The organism is Pseudomonas sp. Z5-35 (assembly GCF_051131945.1).
In the GTDB taxonomy this organism is placed as follows: Bacteria; Pseudomonadota; Gammaproteobacteria; order Pseudomonadales; family Pseudomonadaceae; genus Aquipseudomonas; species Aquipseudomonas marvdashtae.
Genome location: NZ_CP071640.1, coordinates 5,218,281 through 5,235,158 on the forward strand (window position 1 = coordinate 5,218,281; position 16,878 = coordinate 5,235,158).

A 16,878-nucleotide genomic window follows, 5' to 3' on the forward strand; every position below is an offset into this window, starting at 1 on the left:
TTGATGCGCTTTTTTTCTGCAACGCTTCATTCGAAGAGCTCTATCCTGCATGTTTTCATCGGCCGCTCCCGCTTCCTCGCTTATCCAGGCCCTGCGGACCGAAACCGCGGAGCTGCACGTTGCCTTGGAGAAACGCCTGCCATTTTTTTCCGAGCGCCTGGACCTTGGGTGGTACCGACGGTTGATGGCGGCCTATCACGGCTTTTATAAGCCGCTGGAACAACTGCTTCACGCTCTGGCGCACACGCCGACCGGGCTGGATCAATCCCTACGCATCAAGCTGCCGGTGTTGCGGGCAGATCTCATGGCATTAGGCCTGGACGAAGCGACGGTCGATACATTGCCCACCTGCGAGCTCCTGCCGCAGATCAACTCACCGGCGGCGGCACTCGGCGTTTTCTACGTTCTGGAAGGCGCAACGCTGGGTGGGCAGATTCTGCGGCGCAGAGTGGCCGAGCAGCTTGGCCTGGACGCATCCAGCGGCGCAGCGTTCCTAAACGTTTATGGCGGCCTCACCGGCCGGCGTTGGAAAGATTTCCTTCAATACCTGGCCGACCGGAACCTCGGCGACAGCCAGATGCTCGAAGCCACACACGCCGCCAAGACGACTTTTATCTGCTTTGAACGCTGGCTGGACAGTCAGGAGGTCCTGTTATGAACTCGGAACACAAAGAAGCCTTCGAAGAGTTGCTGGCCAATTGTGCAGACGAGCCGATTCGCTTCCCCGGCGCCATCCAGCCTCATGGTGTGCTGCTGATGCTGTCCGAACCTGACTTCGTGATTCGACAGGTCAGCGCCAACGCAGAGCTACTGATGGGGCACGCGCCCCACGGGTTACTGGGACAAACATTGGGCACACTGTTTGGGCAAGAACAGGCTGCAATCCTGCTGGACGCTTGTCGCACCGATGCCGAAACGGACAACGCCCCCCTTGAAGTCGTCGTAAACCAGCAGCGCTTTGACGCGCTGATCCACCGTCATCAAGGCGCCTTGATCGTTGAATTGGAACAACACCTGAGCGATTACCGTCCCGAAGGCGTCAGCGGCGAGGCCAACCTGGGCCGTATGCTGCAGCGCCTGCAAAGCGCGGAAACACTTCAAGCCCTGTACGAAATCAGCGTGCGGGAAATCCAGGCCATGACCGGCTACGACCGCGTGTTGATCTATCGCTTCGAGGAAGAAGGCCACGGACAGGTCATTGCCGAAGCCAGCGCGCCTTCGATGGAGCTCTACAAAGGGCTGTTTTTCCCAGCGTCGGACATCCCCGAACAGGCGCGGGAGCTGTATCGCACCAACTGGTTGCGCATCATCCCCAACGCCGATTACACGCCGGTACCGCTGGTGCCCGAGCTGCGCCCCGACACACAGGCGCCGTTGGACCTGAGTTTTTCCACGCTGCGCAGCGTCTCGCCGATCCACCGCCAATACATGAAGAACATGGGCGTATTGTCGTCCATGAGCATTTCGCTGATGGAAGGTGAACGACTGTGGGGGCTGATCAGTTGCGGCAATCGCCAGCCGCTGCATGTGCCGCACGAAATGCGCATGGCCTGCCAGAACATCGGCCAGATCTTGTCACTGCAGATCAGCGCGATGGAAGCCCTTGCGCTGTCCCGCCAACGGGACGCCAAGTTGGAAGATCTCCAGGCCCTCGCTACCGTCATGGCCGAATCCAACGACAACGTCTTCGACGGTTTGTCTCGCGAACCGCAACGACTGATAGGTCTCACCGGCGCCCACGGCGTCGCGATCTTCGAAAACAATAAACTGCATCGCCACGGCCAATGCCCGGAACCTGAGCAGATCCGTGAATTGCACAAGTGGATAATGGAGACAGGCCAACCGGTGTTTTCCCACCACAACCTGGGCAGCGTTTTCGCCCCGGCCAAGGCTTATCAAGACGTCGCGAGCGGTGTGCTGGCCATCCACCTGCCCAAACCTGTGAACAACGGCGTGCTGTGGTTTCGTCCCGAAGTGAAGCAGACCATTCATTGGAGCGGCGACCCACAAAAACCCCTCGACTTGGAAAACGGTGAGACCGGGCTGCGCCTGCAACCACGCACATCGTTCGAAATATGGAAAGTCGAGATGGCCGGGATCAGCGCCAAATGGAGTCATGGCGACCTGTTCGCCGCCAATGACCTGCGTCGCTCAGCCTTGGAAAATGATCTCGCCCGGCAAGTCAGCAAGGAACGCCAGGCGGTGCAGGCGCGCGATGAACTGGTGGCGGTCGTATCCCATGACTTGCGCAATCCGATGACGGTCATTTCCATGCTTTGCGGCATGATGCAAAAGGCCTTCAGCTCCGACGGCTCCCACAGTTCAAAGCGAATTGCCTCAGCCATCGACACCATGCAACAGGCCGCCAGCCGGATGAACGCGCTATTGGAAGACCTGCTGGATACTTCGCGCATCGACGCTGGGCGCTACACCATCCATCCCCAGCCGATGGACGTCAGCCAGATATTCGAGGACGCGTGCTCGCTGCTGACGCCGCTGGCCTCTGCCAAGACTATCGATATCTCTTTCCACGCCGAACCCAACCTGAGAATCAACGCCGATCCCGAGCGGATATTCCAGGTGCTGTCCAATTTGATCGGCAATGCCATCAAGTTCACGCCGCATCAAGGGTCCGTGGGCATCAGCGCAATGTCCGTGGGCGATGAAATCGTATTCTGCGTCCGGGACACCGGCGAAGGTATCGCGCCAGAGCAATTGCCTCATGTGTTCGATCGATACTGGACCAGCAAGGAAGGCAACCCGAACGGTACCGGCCTTGGGTTGTACATTTCCAAGGGGATTGTGCAGGCCCATGGCGGTAAACTGCTCGCCGAAAGCCAACCAGGCAAGGGCAGCGAATTCCGCTTCACCGTGCCAAAAATCAATTGAGCCGGGCACCGTCCCCTAACGAACTGGAAACCGAAGCCCAATGGCCTCACTGAACAAACAGCAAAAACGCGCCAAGCGCGCCAAAGACAAAGCCAAGCAGCTGCGCATGACCGGACGTAAATCCATCCCCATGTACGGCGATCCGGCGCATGCCACCGCCCAGCCGCCGGTCTACGTGCAGGAGTTGTTCGTCAAACTGCGCGAGGCCGAGGCCGTCAGCCGTAGCGAAATGCTCGACACGCTGCTGGCGAACGTCAGCGAAATGATCATCGAGCGTCCAGGCCTGCTGGACCTTAAGAACGCCGAAAACGAAAGCATGGCTGCCACCAACCTGGCCGCCGACATGCTGGTGGACTACCGCATGTGGGTCGATGACATGGACCGCGAGGCGGCCCAGCGCTGGCTCAGCACGCCGGAGTTCATCAAGGACTTCAGCGAGGCGCTGGACCGTTATCGCCAATCGATGGAAGAGCCCGCCAGCGAATGAGTCGACTCGCTACTCGCTACTGTTCCAGTGGAAAACCAGCTTGCGTCCGGCCCCGCTGCCTACGTCGGCGGTGTCGCGTCGCTCCTCGCCGTTGCGAATTGCCACCACTGTGTATTTGCCCGGTGGCAGTTGCACATAAACCAGCGGCCCGGCGTCACTGAGCGTCAGCAATGTCTGTCCTGAAGTCTTCTGAACGGTCACGTCTACATCCGGGACGTATTTGTTCTCCGGACCGATCGCGAAGGTCATATGCAGGTTGTAACCCTGAGCCTGACCGATGGCCCGGGCTTCGTCCTCGCCGATACCGCCGGACAGATAAGTGACGCCGTTCTGCTGCGTTGGCTGGACCTGGACGCCTGTGTTGTCTACGGGCGCGAGGTTGGTGGCGTTGAGAATGGAGGGGATTAATAGCGCGCCTAAAACGATGAGGCGGTATAACGAGTTCATGGCAACCACTCCTGATTCCGGGATGCCCTCATTTGATGAGTCAACGGACGCGGGGTTTAGATCGATTGGAAGTTGAGTTGACTGCGGATCGGAATACGCTCATCCGATTAACCCTTCCCACCCCCGCCCAAAGCTGGCACCATCGCGCCTTTTTTTACGCGACTCCCCGGGCTTTGCGCCGGCGGGCAGGGTTCAAACAGCCGTTCGGTTGTTGATGGCGCGACAGTCTGCTGCGCCGATGCGACAACCTGCCGCACATCGCCGGTTTACCGCCCGTAGCGCTGTTGGCTGCCATTGGGGCGCATGCTAGCTTGGCCGCCTCGCCAGGAAGGCTGCCAACAGCAAGGGAGCACATATCATGAGGACCGCACATGGCCCAGGCCACGCCCGCGCTTGAAATCCGCAACTTGCACAAACGCTACGGACAGCTGGAGGTGCTCAAAGGCGTCTCGCTGACCGCTCGCGACGGCGACGTGATCTCGATCCTGGGCTCCTCCGGCTCCGGCAAGTCCACTTTCCTGCGCTGCATAAACCTGCTGGAAAACCCCAATCAGGGCCAGATCCTGGTGGCAGGTGAAGAGCTCAAACTCAAGGCCGCAAAAAACGGTGAGCTGATAGCCGCCGACGGCAAGCAGATCAACCGCATTCGCAGCGAGATTGGTTTTGTATTTCAAAACTTTAATCTTTGGCCGCACATGAGCGTGTTGGACAACATCATCGAAGCCCCGCGCCGGGTGCTCGGCCAGAGCAAGGCCGAAGCCATCGAAGTCGCCGAAGCCCTGCTGGCCAAGGTCGGTATCGCCGACAAGCGCCACGCCTACCCTGCCGAATTGTCCGGCGGCCAGCAGCAACGCGCTGCCATTGCCCGTACCTTGGCGATGCAGCCCAAGGTGATTCTGTTTGACGAGCCCACTTCCGCCCTTGACCCGGAAATGGTCCAGGAAGTACTTAGTGTGATCCGCGCCCTGGCTGAAGAAGGCCGCACCATGCTGCTGGTCACCCACGAAATGGGTTTCGCTCGTCAGGTATCCAGCGAAGTCGTGTTTCTTCACCAGGGCTTGGTCGAGGAGCAAGGATCGCCACAGCAGGTTTTCGAGAGCCCGCTTTCGGCGCGCTGCAAACAATTCATGTCCAGCAACCGCTAACGGAGCAGTACCTATGCAGACCTACAGGAAATTTCTCTTGGCCGCTGCGGCCAGCCTGGTCTTTTCGGCCAACGCCATGACGGACGGCAAACTGAAAATGGGCATCGAAGCAGCCTACCCTCCGTTCAACAACAAGGACGCCAGCGGCCAGGTCGTGGGTTTTGACAAAGACATCGGCGATGCCTTGTGCGCCAAGATGAAAGTCGAGTGCGAAGTGGTCACGTCCGACTGGGACGGCATCATTCCGGCCCTGATGGCCAAGAAGTTCGATTTCCTGATTAGTTCGCTTTCGATCAATGAAGAGCGCAAGCAAGCGGTGGATTTCACCGACCCGTACTACTCGAACAAACTGCAATTCATTGCGCCGAAAAACGTCGATTTCAAAGTCGATAAAGAGTCTCTTCAGGGTAAGGTCATCGGGACACAGCGCTCCACGCTCGCCGGCACCTGGATGGAAGACAACATGGAAGGTGTCGAGCTGAAACTGTATGACACCCAGGAAAACGCCTACCTGGACCTGACCTCCGGTCGCGTCGATGCAATTCTGGCGGACAAATACGCGAACTACGACTGGCTGAAAACCGAAGCTGGCCGCGCTTACGAATTCAAGGGTGACCCGGTGGTCGAGGGCGACAAGATCGCCATAGCAGTGCGCAAGGGTAACGATGAACTGCGCAACAAGCTGAACGCCGCATTGAAAGAGATCGTTGCCGACGGCACCTATAAAAAAATCAACGACAAGTACTTCCCGTTCAGCATCTATTGATCCTGACGTGCCTGGCCGGCGCCGCTGTTGTACGGCGCCGCTCCTTAGCAAAGCCTGCCGCGATATGAATTCTTACCCATGATGATCGATCTCTACGGATTCGGCCCGGCGCTTGCCGCCGGCGCGCTGATGACCGTCAAACTGGCGCTCACGGCCCTCTGCCTGGGGCTGGTGCTCGGCCTGCTCGGCGCGTTGGCCAAGACCTCACCGTACAAGCCGCTGCAATGGCTGGGCGGCACCTATTCGACGCTGGTTCGCGGTATCCCGGAATTGCTCTGGGTACTATTGATCTATTTCGGCACCGTCAACCTGATGCATGCCCTGGGTGAATATTTCGGCAATCCCGACCTCGCCCTCGACGCCTTTGCGGCCGGGGTCATTGCCCTGGGCCTGTGCTTTGGCGCCTACGCCACGGAAGTGTTTCGCGGCGCGATCCTGGCGATCCCCAAGGGCCACCGTGAAGCCGGCGTCGCTTTGGGCCTGTCGAAATGGCGGATCTTCACCAAGTTGATCCTGCCGCAGATGTGGCGCATCGCCCTGCCCGGCCTGGGCAACCTGTTCATGATCCTGATGAAGGACACCGCGCTGGTCTCGGTGATTGGCCTGGAAGAAATCATGCGTCATGCGCAAATCGGCGTGACCATCTCCAAGCAGCCATTCACCTTCTACATGGTCGCCGCGCTCATGTACCTGGGCCTGACCGTGCTCGCCATGATCGGCATGCACCTGCTGGAACGACGCGCCGCCCGCGGCTTCGCCAGGAGCACCCAATGAACTGGGACGTCATCATCAAGTGGCTGCCGAAACTGGCCCAGGGCGCTACATTGACCCTTGAACTGGTAGCGATCGCCGTGATCGCCGGCCTGTTGCTGGCGATTCCGCTGGGCATCGCCCGCTCATCGCGCCTGTGGTACGTGCGGGCATTGCCCTACGCCTACATCTTCTTTTTCCGCGGTACTCCGTTGCTGGTTCAGTTGTTCCTGGTCTACTACGGCCTGGCGCAGTTCGATGCCGTGCGCAGCAGCGCGTTGTGGCCATATCTGCGGGACCCGTTCTGGTGCGCCACGGCCACCATGACCCTGCACACCGCCGCCTACATCGCCGAGATCCTGCGCGGTGCGATCCAGGCCATCCCCCGTGGCGAGATCGAAGCCGCGCGGGCCCTGGGCATGTCGCGGCCCAAAGCATTGCTCTACATCATCCTGCCGCGCGCCGCACGCATCGGCCTGCCGGCCTACAGCAACGAAGTGATCCTGATGCTCAAGGCCAGCGCCTTGGCCAGCACCGTGACCCTGCTGGAACTCACCGGCATGGCTCGTACGATCATTGCCCGGACCTACATGCCGGTAGAGATTTTCTTCGCGGCAGGCATGTTCTATCTGCTGATGGCCTTCATCCTGGTGCAAGGCTTCAAGCAGCTGGAACGCTGGTTACGCGTCGATGCTTGCCAGGGACGTTGACGCGGGTGTGCTGACGGGCGAGGCGTTGCTCGCCCGTTTCATGGCACTGGATGCCTTTCTTACGGCGAACCAAGCCCTTTGGAAACCGCGCCCGTTCACCCATCTGCAATTGCCTTGGGAAACGTCCCACCCCGAATTGGCCCGATGGCTACGCCAGCGTTCGCTGGAGAATGCAGAAGCAGACCATCACCAGCCTTGGCTGATTGAAGATGCACCAGCCCCCTTCCCTGAGCTGGCGGCTATTTCCTGCACTTTGAGCGCCGTTCCGGAATTGCCGACCAAGAAGCTGCAAGCGTCAATCCACCGCCTCAACGTCGATGTACCTGGCCGCAAATGGCAACAGATTGAAGCCTTCGCCAGTCGCCTGCACTTCGCCGCGCAACCGACTCACTGGCTGGACTGGTGCGCCGGTAAAGGTCACCTGGGTCGACGCCTGCTGCAGGGCAACCAGCAACTGACCTGCCTGGAATACGATCCGGCCCTGGTCGCCAGCGGCCAGCAACTGAGCCAACGCCACCACTTGCCCGCCACGCATCGGCAGCAAGACGTGCTGGCGGCGGATGCAGCCCAAGCGATTCAGCCCGAACACACACCCGTAGCGCTGCACGCCTGCGGTGACTTGCACGTGCGACTCATGCAATTGGCGAGCGCCAGCGGTTGCGTAAACATGGCGATCGCACCGTGCTGCTATAACCGCATCAGCGCTTCGGCGTATCAGCCGCTGTCCGACGCCGCCAAAGGCTCAGCCCTACAACTGTCGCTCGATGATCTCAGCCTGCCGCAGACCGAAACCGTCACCGCGGGCGAGCGCGTCCGACGCCAACGGGACACATCCATGGCCCGGCGCCTGGGTTTCGACCTGCTGCAACGGCAGATCACGGGGCGCGACGAGTACTTACCCACGCCCTCGCTCCCCAGCGCCTGGCTGGAAAAAACCTTCGCCCAATACTGCATCGATCTCGCGGCCCTCAAGCATTTATCCACAGCCGGCTCGCCTGATTGGCAAGCACTGGAGGCTGCGGGTTACCAGCGTTTGGCGCAGGTGCGCAACCTTGAACTGGTGCGAGGCCTATTCCGACGGGCACTGGAGCTTTGGCTGGTGCTGGATCGAGCGCTCTTTCTCGTGCAAAAGGGCTACGAGGTTCGCCTGGGCACCTTCTGCGACACACCCCTCACCCCGAGAAATATGATGCTGCTGGCAGAGCGGCACCCACACCAAACAGCCTGTGGATAACTCTGTTGATGAAATAGCCCTAGATCCAACGAAACCGTAATTTCCTGGCCGTTTCCAAGCTGTTCATTTTTTGTTCATATGGATAAAAAACCATGAAAACAGGTATTTGCGGCTGGACGACAAGGCTGTCACAAAATTGGAAATTTCGGCCGGTGGGGTTGTTTCGATTGTGTATAAGCGCCTGGACAAACCGATATAAAGGCGCGTTTTATTGGAACGGAACGTGAATTTTCCGCTTTATCCGGCGCCGAACAGCCGTACTCGCAAACACCGCCCATCCGCGATTGCATCCAGAATCAGCGGCTTGCTTAAAAATAGTCAGAATTCAGGGGTTTACAGAAACCACCCAATCGCTATAATCGTCGCCCACACGCCGGTATAGCTCAGTTGGTAGAGCAACTGACTTGTAATCAGTAGGTCCCGGGTTCGACTCCTGGTGCCGGCACCATATTAGGCTCCATTGCATTCCACCGAATGCTCTGGAAGCCCCGAAAACCCGCCATTTGGCGGGTTTTTTCGTTCCAGGACCCTCTGTCGGGATCCAACAAAATCCCCCTTCCCCGAGGGTATGTTAGGGGTACTGCGATTTCCCGGTCAGGAGCGCGTACCCCTATGCCACGTCTAGCGATCCCCCTCAGCGATCTGCAATGCCGCACGGCCAAAACCCGCGAACGCGCCTACAAACTGTTCGACGGCGGCGGCATGTACCTTTTCGTCAAACCCAATGGTGTGAAGACCTGGCGCTTGAAGTACACCAAGCCCAGCGGCAAGGAAGGTACGCTCATCATTGGCAATTACCCCATCGTTACCCTTTCCGTCGCACGACGTAAGCGAGACGAAGCCAAGGCGTTGCTGCTCGACAACCTCGACCCAATGGAAGAAAAGAAGAAGGCCAAGATCGTAGCCCAGCGGGCGGCACTGCTTTTCGAAACCGTCGCCCTGGAGTGGCACGCTGATATGTCCCGCCGCTGGACCGAAGGCCACGCAAAAACCGTAATGAGCCGACTGCGCACCCACGTCTTCCCGCTGATCGGCCAACGACCCATCGCTGAACTCGATACCCACGACCTGCTAGAGATCACCCAGCGCATCAAGGAACGCGGCACCATGGATGTGGCGTTAAGGGTACAGAACTACTTATCCACCATCATGCGCGGAGCCAAAAGGGCTCGGCAGATCACCATGAATCCTGCACTGGATCTGGCAGGCTCGATTCACGCGCCGCGCACAGTCCATCGCCCGGCCCTCTCCCTCAACCGCCTACCCGAACTGCTACACCGTATCGACAACTACAACGGCCGCGAGCTAACGCGCCTTGCTGTGCTGCTGACTCTGCATGTATTCGTCCGCTCCAGCGAACTGCGCTTCGCTCGATGGAGTGAGTTCGACCTTCAACGCGCCATGTGGGAAATCCCCGATACGCGCGCACCGATTGAAGGGGTACGCAACTCCACACGTGGGACCAAGATGAACGGCGACATTCAAATGGTTCCGCTATCGCCGCAGGTCATCGAAATACTGGAGCGCCTGCGCAACCTCAGCCGCTTTTCAGAGTTAGTGCTACCGGGCGACCACAAGTACTGGAAGCCCATGTCCGAAAACACGGTGAACACCATGCTCCGCAACGTCGGCTATGACACCAGCAAGGACGTGTGCGGCCACGGCTTCAGGACCATGGCCTGTAGCGCCCTGCTGGAGTCTGGGTTATGGACCGACGCAGCCATCGAAAGACAAATGAGCCACAAGGAACGCAACCGCGTGCGCGCCGCTTATATCCACAAGGCCGAATTCCTCGAACAGCGCAGGCTAATCATGGCGTGGTGGAGCAACTACATCGACGCCAACCGCAGCGGGCATGTAACGCCTCACGAGTTCGCTCACCCCGTCGGCGACAACATCACCGCCCTACAAAATAGCCGTGGCGCATCCAAACGTGGGTAAGCCTGTGAGATCACCGTTATCCGCCCTTCCACGCGGGTCCATCCAAGCGGGGCTGCAAAGCCGCCCTGCTTGGATGGACCTCATTTAAAAAATTTAAAGCCCACGCAACTGTCTGTGGAAAACCACTGATTTCCACCGGTGGATAATTTCATCCACAGCCGCAGTACCCCTGAAAACTGGAACCTTGACCCGAATTATCCACAGGCGTAGAAAAGATCGGGCAAAGCGCTGTCGTTGACAGCAACCCAGGTAGCCAGAGCCTTTGAGGCTACGCCACACCGTGGTGGTTCTCCCAAAGTGCGATTAGCGTCCGGCGGCTCGCACGATCACTCGCCGAGTGATGGATGCCTACTTCAGATCATTGCCATTGCGGCAAATACATCCCCCTACCCTGCTGCCCTGCAGCAACCTATCCGCTTGGCCATTTCACTGCGCCAACCTGCGCCCGTCTCTTTCTTCTGGAAAGAGACGGGCGCTCCTAACGCTGCTGCAGCCCAACTCGTACAAGGCATTGCGGCATTCCCCATCGTGACAATCGGCGTGACAAACACCGAAGTCACCAGCAATAGCGATGCAGATGATGGTGCCGCAACCCAGGGAATGGACTGCACCTGACTGACAGTCAGGCATGCCCCGGTCATCGAATCACTGCCTTCACCCGACTCAGGATCTCGCGGCGTTGGTCTCGTCAGCCAGTGCAGCCTCCACCCGCCCACTTCCTCGGAAGTGTTCAGGAGGCCAGATCATGAGATGCCCAAGCTTCCGGTCGTAAGGAGCCGCCAGTCCCGCGTTAGCGGACAACCCTCACAGGTCGCAGGGGCCTTGATCCCTGATAACACTCAACATTCTTGGCGGGATGACGTGGGGAAAGTTTTAAAAGTTTTGGCTTCGAGAGGAGTTCGATCATGGCACTGGTGGGCAGGCGAGATGGACGCAATTTTGGCTACGGTCGGCAGTTGAGCTATGCCGGGCCACAGGCATTGAAAGATCTGTTTGGCGGTGGGCATTACGGGACCGTCAAAGCACACAGTGATCGCTGGCAGGCGTTTGTGCGCTGGTGTCGCTCGGAGGATGGGCCGGGGTTTAACGATGCCCGGCTAATTGATCGGCAGACCTTGCTGGACTACGCCGGGCATCTGCGCCTGCAAGTTGACCAAGGTGAACTCGCCATCGCCACCGCGCAAAATCGGTTGTCCAGCGTGAACCGGACCCTCGCAGCGCTTCGCGGTGATCAGTATGTGAAAGTGCCGAGTCCGAGCAAGGCGCTGGGAATGCGGCGCACCAGCGTTCGTTGCTCGGTGCCGCAAGGCCAAGACCGCGAACACGTGAAGCGAATCGTAGAGGTACTTTGCAAACATCAGCAGCCGCGCGCCGCGGCCATCGCTAAGTTAACGCGAGCCACTGGCATGCGTCTGCGCGAAGCGATTCTGGCCGACCTACCGCGACTCAAGCGTGAAGCCGAACACTGCGACAAGATCAACATCCAGGACGGCACCAAAGGCGGCCGATCCGGTGCGTCAGCACCTCGCTGGATTACGGTAGATGATCATATTCGAGAAGCTCTGAGGTTTGCCGAACAGGTTTCGCCAGATGGTGGCCGCAACCTGCTGGCACCGAACGAAAGCTACCTCGATTTCTTGCAGGGGATCGTCCGCCCCGCCCGAGATATCCTCCATACACACAATCTCAAAGGTTTCCACGAATTGCGGGCAGCCTATGCTTGCGAACGCTATGAGCAAATCACCCATCATCTCGCGCCCATCAACGGTGGCAGGTGCTGGCGCCTCAATCCACGCCTTGATCGAGAGGCACGCTTACAAATCAGCTATGAGCTCGGACACGGCCGTATCGACGTGGTATCGGCGTACATCGGTGGCCGAGCATGAGCAAGCCATTCGATATGGAGCTGTTCCTGGCGGGCGTCCTGACCGGATCGCACACCACCCGCCAACGCCACCTGCGTCAGGCGAAGGCTATCCAAACAGCGATCGCTGAGCGCTGGCAACGCGACAATCCATGGACTTGGCAGAGAAAACATCTTGCTTGGTTTTTGAATCACCACTTAAACCAGCGCACTGAATCGACGCGCTATTACTATTTGCTGACCATACAATTGCTCACTCATCGCCTAGGAAAACTCTGGCAATTCAACCGCTAAGCGGAACCATGCTGAGAACCGGGTATCCGACCCAAGCATCACCTGATGTGCTTGATAGAGTCAAACCGGCGTCATCGAGCGAGCCAAATGATGACATTCTGGGGATCTAGGGGGGAGGCGTATGGGGCTGGAGGGGGAGAAATGTTTGCAATTTGCTTAGCGCTTGCTTAACATTGATCTCGACTACGCAGACAGCAGAAAATTTGTCGGCGGAGCTGCGGAGGCCTGGCTAGCCAGGGTCATATGAAGGGAAATCGCAGGCATATGGGTTGTTCTGCTTCAGTGCAGGAGACTTGCCTTCGAGGCCGTCCTTCCTCGTAGTCACCTAATGTTTCGGATCTTGGCCTCGGTTGCGTGATACGCAGTAACCGGGGCCAAGTACCTTATAGCCCCGTCCTCACATACTTTTACGACCGCCAAGGCGTAATAGCTGCCGTTACCTACGCTGACCTTTCTGCCGGTGTTAAAGAGAATACCCTGAGCATGCTTGGGCTTGTTCAAGCCTATCTGGCTGTAAGCGCAGTACGCGTTCACCAGGATCTGCAAAGCTTCTTCTGGGGTGCAGTGGTCTTTGCTCTCGCGAGAATCCAATGGATGAGCGATGGCTTGAAGGTCAATCAAAATGCCCCTCCGGTTTGGCTCCGACCAGCCCTTTTCACGGCAAATACGCTTTATCCGGTCAAACTGCTTGGGAGTCAGCAAGTAGGTGAATTCAGGCGCATGCTGCACCTGGCTCAATTCGACACCTGCCTCGCGCATGCTGATGACGACGCTCATCAACTCACGGAAGGCATCTGCCAGGCTTTCATCACCCAGTTGTGTGGCGGTTTTGTTCATCGTCGTACTTCCTTTGGGTTCGACGACGGAATCGTCCACCGCTGTCCTCTTATTTGACCAATTCCAAAGTGGCTGGCTTTTTACGTGTAGCACGGCCGTCACCGGTAGCTTTTTGCTTCTCGCGCGCGTCCACGATGGCTTTAGCGTACGGGGTAGCGGCCTCGATGATCCCATCGAAGGAATAGCGATTCGCGAGGTTACCGCCCAACTTCGACTTTCGGGCGTGTCGAGTGATGAATTTCATTTCCTCAAGCTCGGCGATTGACCGCTGGATTGTCCGGGCCGTTACCCCAATTTTCTTAGCAAGGGTCTCTTTGGTCGGATAAGGATCATTGCCCGCCTGCCACCAGTAGCCGGCCAGATGCAGAATGATCACGATATGCAGGTGTTTCAGCCCCAGTTGTTGTGAGCAGTCGAAAAGCACATTGGGAATGGCTGTCCATCCAGCCGCTACCAAATCCTTTCCCCACCGTTTCTCGATTTCCTTGCTTTCTACCGGCGCCGGCTTTTTCGCCTTCACCGTTGTCGTTAACTTAGTCATCCCCTGATCCCCCTTAATTTACCGTTGGCTGGAGTATGGTGGCTCTAAACAGGGCTGGCAACGGTGGGGGGGGAGGCGCCTGTGTCAGCCCCTTAGGTTAAGTTTACTGTGTCTTGGTTGGCTAAATGTGTTTCAAAGTTGAATGTGTTTAACGGTGAGTATGTTTTGGGAGTCGACAATGTCTCCTGGAGGGAGAAAGCTACGCCTCTAAGGAGGGAGACATCCACGCCTTCGGCAGGGGTCATAAAAGCCTCCCCCATCGTGAAAAAAAAACTGCTTTTTCTGAGTTTTTTTTCAAAAGGCGTCATAGATGCGCTTTACGACTGACTCAAGCCCTCATATTTCGCAATCATCGGCTTGTTTTTTCGGTCGTAACTGGGGTCATTGGGTGTTCGCCTGGAACTGAATGTCCTATTCGTTAGCTGCGTAGCTGGCTTCCTCACGCCATTTGCTAATGGCATTTGGTTCGGAACTTCCACGGGCAACGATCTGTTTTCCGCGGAAATCCGCATAAGCTAGGTATGAGCGTCCGTCCTTCACCACCCAGCCCTGAATCTGTTTGCCATCGATTTGGGCGTGAAACTGTTTTGCTGCGCTCATGGCCAAGGCCTCCGTCGGTTTGGACCAATATGCCGTCACGACAGACTTCGGATCAAATCTGATCAGCAGGATTTATCTTGGCGCGGCGATAGTTCAACTCCTCGTTAGCTGGGCCTGTGCACAAAGGGTAAGAAGTGGACCAGAGCCAAGCCTCCAGCAGTGGAAAGGATCGCCAGCGGCCGGCCCAGAACACCGGCGCGAAATTTTACTCAGCATCCCGCATTCCGGGTTCGATTCCACAGAAAGCCATAACTAGCTGATTTATTTATAGTTACTAGTTGGAGTACGCCAAATTTTCCACCGGGCCTTTGTTGTTACTGGCATCCAGAAATCCAACTGCTACAAGCAGCCCCTGATACCGTCTTAACCCTCACCAGTACCAAAATCTGGCTGCCCCCCCTACCCCGTTACAATTTCACTTCAGCGTGACGTTGACGACCTCCTCCAGCGACCTAAAATGCACCCCAATACACCCGCCAAGCCTAGGTTGACCCAGTCAACAAGCTCAAATCGTGCGGGTTTTCTTTGTCTGGAGAAAACTACATGAGGCCCTTCAGCAAACCGGCCCTCAGCGTAGAACAGCAATTGGAACTGCAGCAGCGAGGCCTGCACGTCGATCTGCCACAGATAGCCAGGCTGGCTTGAAGTTGAGAATGCCGGTACTCCAAATCGATTTGTCACCAGTGAGAGCTAGTAGGAGTCTGGGTCCGGCGCAGATGGAGCCCTCGGCGCGCTCAAGCTGCTACCTCGTTGCTGCTCGGTGGCAGACTCAAACCTATTACGTTTTAGAGAATTGTTTGTTCTCGGACAGCAACCGTGCGCCCAACAAAAAGTACCTTGCTTTTTCAAAATGCCAGTACAAGATGGGTGTTCGGATTAAAGGATGGAAATCATGCAAGACAGGGTTACCGAGCTAGTACTGAATCAATCATATACTTTTAAAGTGGTCTATAGTGAAGGCGACGCTGGATTTGCAGGCGTTCTCAACTTAACGCCAGAACTGATAACTTTCAAAGTCATGACCGAGCGCTCTTGCCACCTGTCTTGGGAGACCACCGAGGCAAAGTGTTATGACTTTCGCAACAGATTCATTCTCAAGGGGTTACGTTGTATTGGGTCTAGATCGAGTTCGCTCGGTAATATTCCATCAGTAGGATTTTACGAAATAGAGTTTACTGTAGAAAGTGTCATTTTTTGTCCTGGACAGGGCCCAGCAAAAGGGAGATTTCAAGCTATTCAAATTCACTCGGAGACGGTGAATAACTGGGTGGGACATACTACGACCCAGGAGAAAATACTTGAAGTAAATCATGATGGCGGAGATGTGCGGCCATTTTTAACTGAGTTCATGGCAGAGGCTAATGGTAGTGAATACATAGGAGTTCAATACAACGCCAACTATAACCACTCCCCATTATCGTACGAGCAAAGCTTTGCTTTTCCACCTTCTTTATTTTACACGCTTGAAAGCGATGAAAACAAACGCAACCCATTGGTAATTTACTCAAAAATATACAATTTAATTGCCTTTTTAACTGGCATTGAGCCATCTGTTCAAAGCGTTAGCTTGGAATATGACCTTCAAGGCTTTACCAAGTATGCATCTCTGTACTTTGTAAACAACAGCTTAAAACCTAGACGATCTAATGAATTTATTATGCTCCCCCTTGGGAAAGACCCTAGATTTGAGAGCTGGGGATTGGCGCCGTTCCCCCTATCATCATTTGAGTTGTATTTTTCCTCCGACTCCGAATTACCTGACATCATGTCTAAGTATGTTAAATATCGAAACATGGGGAATATTGAAGATAGGCTACTCGGATATTTTCGTTTACTAGAGAAGCACTGTTACAACAAGAAAAGTTATTTATCCGATGAGTTGCTTGTTGGGCTTACCAAGTCTGCAAAGGAGTTCCTCAAGTCAAACGGTCTAGCTCGGAAAGAGATCTTGAGCTTTGAGAAGGGTCTTAAGCGATTTAACTCATCAAAATACAATACGCAAAAATGCGTCACAGATTTTTTCAATTCCTTGCCAAGCCAAATTCAGAATGAGCTGGGGCTGTCTTCTGTGTTGATAGAGTCGATATGCAAACTAAGAAACGACATCACTCATGCGAATGAATATCGCGCAGACGAAAATCAGATGTACGCCTATACAGCTTTTGTTCATCATCTATTGATTTTTGCGCTTCTACAAAAACTTGGCGTAATTCTGGTTAATGTTACGAATTTGACAAGCCGACTCAGAAATTATTGAGAGCATTTTTTAATCTATCCGATACCGAGGTCCAGGACCTCCGTGGCATCTGGATTCCCGCGTTCGCGGGAATGACGATGAAAAGCTTCTTCAGACCCTCCTCAGGAGCGGTGCGT

At 56.3% G+C, this 16,878-nt stretch carries 16 protein-coding genes and 1 tRNA gene; 13 read left to right on the top strand and 4 right to left on the bottom strand.

Annotated features, from left to right (window positions below):
- Positions 1-49: 49 nt before the first annotated feature.
- Genes J3P95_RS23790 through J3P95_RS23800 form a run of 3 tightly spaced genes read left to right on the top strand, consistent with a single transcriptional unit; the run spans position 50 to position 3,376 of the window.
- Entirely contained in the window at positions 50-658 is a 609-nt protein-coding gene (locus J3P95_RS23790; RefSeq protein WP_434579491.1) for a biliverdin-producing heme oxygenase, read from the top strand.
- A complete protein-coding gene (locus J3P95_RS23795) occupies positions 655-2,889 on the top strand; it encodes an ATP-binding protein (RefSeq protein WP_434579490.1) in 2,235 nt (744 codons plus the stop codon). Before J3P95_RS23790 ends, J3P95_RS23795 begins: the two co-directional genes overlap by 4 nt.
- Positions 2,890-2,929: 40 nt before the next feature.
- Positions 2,930-3,376, top strand: coding sequence for a hypothetical protein (locus J3P95_RS23800; RefSeq protein ID WP_434559216.1), 447 nt, complete (start codon positions 2,930-2,932; stop codon positions 3,374-3,376).
- Between the two features lie 9 nt (positions 3,377-3,385).
- Here the strand turns inward: J3P95_RS23800 and J3P95_RS23805 are convergent, their stop codons facing one another.
- On the bottom strand, positions 3,386-3,823 hold the full coding sequence (locus J3P95_RS23805) for a carboxypeptidase regulatory-like domain-containing protein (protein ID WP_434579489.1): 438 nt from the start codon (positions 3,821-3,823) through the stop codon (positions 3,386-3,388).
- A gap of 371 nt (positions 3,824-4,194) precedes the next feature.
- On the opposite strand from J3P95_RS23805, the gene J3P95_RS23810 reads away from it, so the two are divergent.
- The 9 genes from J3P95_RS23810 (at position 4,195) to J3P95_RS23850 (ending at position 12,527) form a co-directional block, all read left to right on the top strand.
- Positions 4,195-4,968, top strand: coding sequence for an ABC transporter ATP-binding protein (locus tag J3P95_RS23810; RefSeq protein ID WP_434559220.1), 774 nt, complete (start codon positions 4,195-4,197; stop codon positions 4,966-4,968).
- 13 nt (positions 4,969-4,981) lie between these two features.
- Positions 4,982-5,734 carry an ABC transporter substrate-binding protein gene (locus tag J3P95_RS23815; protein ID WP_434626184.1) on the top strand — a complete coding sequence of 251 codons (753 nt, stop codon included), beginning with the start codon at positions 4,982-4,984 and terminating at the stop codon, positions 5,732-5,734.
- 78 nt (positions 5,735-5,812) lie between these two features.
- Positions 5,813-6,508, top strand: a complete 696-nt coding sequence (locus J3P95_RS23820) for an ABC transporter permease (RefSeq protein ID WP_434559224.1) — start codon at positions 5,813-5,815, stop codon at positions 6,506-6,508.
- Positions 6,505-7,194, top strand: coding sequence for an ABC transporter permease (locus J3P95_RS23825; RefSeq protein WP_434559226.1), 690 nt, complete (start codon positions 6,505-6,507; stop codon positions 7,192-7,194). Before J3P95_RS23820 ends, J3P95_RS23825 begins: the two co-directional genes overlap by 4 nt.
- On the top strand, positions 7,175-8,428 hold the full coding sequence (locus J3P95_RS23830) for a methyltransferase (protein ID WP_434579488.1): 1,254 nt from the start codon (positions 7,175-7,177) through the stop codon (positions 8,426-8,428). The genes J3P95_RS23825 and J3P95_RS23830 overlap by 20 nt, the downstream gene beginning before the upstream one ends.
- Before the next feature lie 372 nt (positions 8,429-8,800).
- A tRNA-Thr gene (locus J3P95_RS23835) sits at positions 8,801-8,876 on the top strand.
- 164 nt (positions 8,877-9,040) lie between these two features.
- Positions 9,041-10,369 carry a tyrosine-type recombinase/integrase gene (locus J3P95_RS23840; RefSeq protein WP_434579487.1) on the top strand — a complete coding sequence of 443 codons (1,329 nt, stop codon included), beginning with the start codon at positions 9,041-9,043 and terminating at the stop codon, positions 10,367-10,369.
- A 905-nt stretch (positions 10,370-11,274) separates the two neighbouring features.
- On the top strand, positions 11,275-12,255 hold the full coding sequence (locus tag J3P95_RS23845; RefSeq protein ID WP_434579486.1) for an integrase domain-containing protein: 981 nt from the start codon (positions 11,275-11,277) through the stop codon (positions 12,253-12,255).
- Positions 12,252-12,527 carry a hypothetical protein gene (locus tag J3P95_RS23850; protein ID WP_401328815.1) on the top strand — a complete coding sequence of 92 codons (276 nt, stop codon included), beginning with the start codon at positions 12,252-12,254 and terminating at the stop codon, positions 12,525-12,527. Before J3P95_RS23845 ends, J3P95_RS23850 begins: the two co-directional genes overlap by 4 nt.
- Before the next feature lie 321 nt (positions 12,528-12,848).
- On the opposite strand, the gene J3P95_RS23855 is transcribed toward J3P95_RS23850, so the two are convergent.
- The 3 genes from J3P95_RS23855 to J3P95_RS23865 all read right to left on the bottom strand — a co-directional run bounded on the left by J3P95_RS23855 (position 12,849) and on the right by J3P95_RS23865 (position 14,505).
- Entirely contained in the window at positions 12,849-13,364 is a 516-nt protein-coding gene (locus tag J3P95_RS23855) for a hypothetical protein (protein WP_401328812.1), read from the bottom strand.
- A 49-nt stretch (positions 13,365-13,413) separates the two neighbouring features.
- Complete coding sequence (locus tag J3P95_RS23860) at positions 13,414-13,905, bottom strand: helix-turn-helix domain-containing protein (protein WP_095155734.1); 492 nt, start codon at positions 13,903-13,905, stop codon at positions 13,414-13,416.
- A 411-nt stretch (positions 13,906-14,316) separates the two neighbouring features.
- On the bottom strand, positions 14,317-14,505 hold the full coding sequence (locus tag J3P95_RS23865) for a hypothetical protein (RefSeq protein WP_434579485.1): 189 nt from the start codon (positions 14,503-14,505) through the stop codon (positions 14,317-14,319).
- An 892-nt stretch (positions 14,506-15,397) separates the two neighbouring features.
- On the opposite strand from J3P95_RS23865, the gene J3P95_RS23870 reads away from it, so the two are divergent.
- Entirely contained in the window at positions 15,398-16,762 is a 1,365-nt protein-coding gene (locus J3P95_RS23870; protein ID WP_434579484.1) for a HEPN domain-containing protein, read from the top strand.
- Positions 16,763-16,878: the final 116 nt, after the last annotated feature.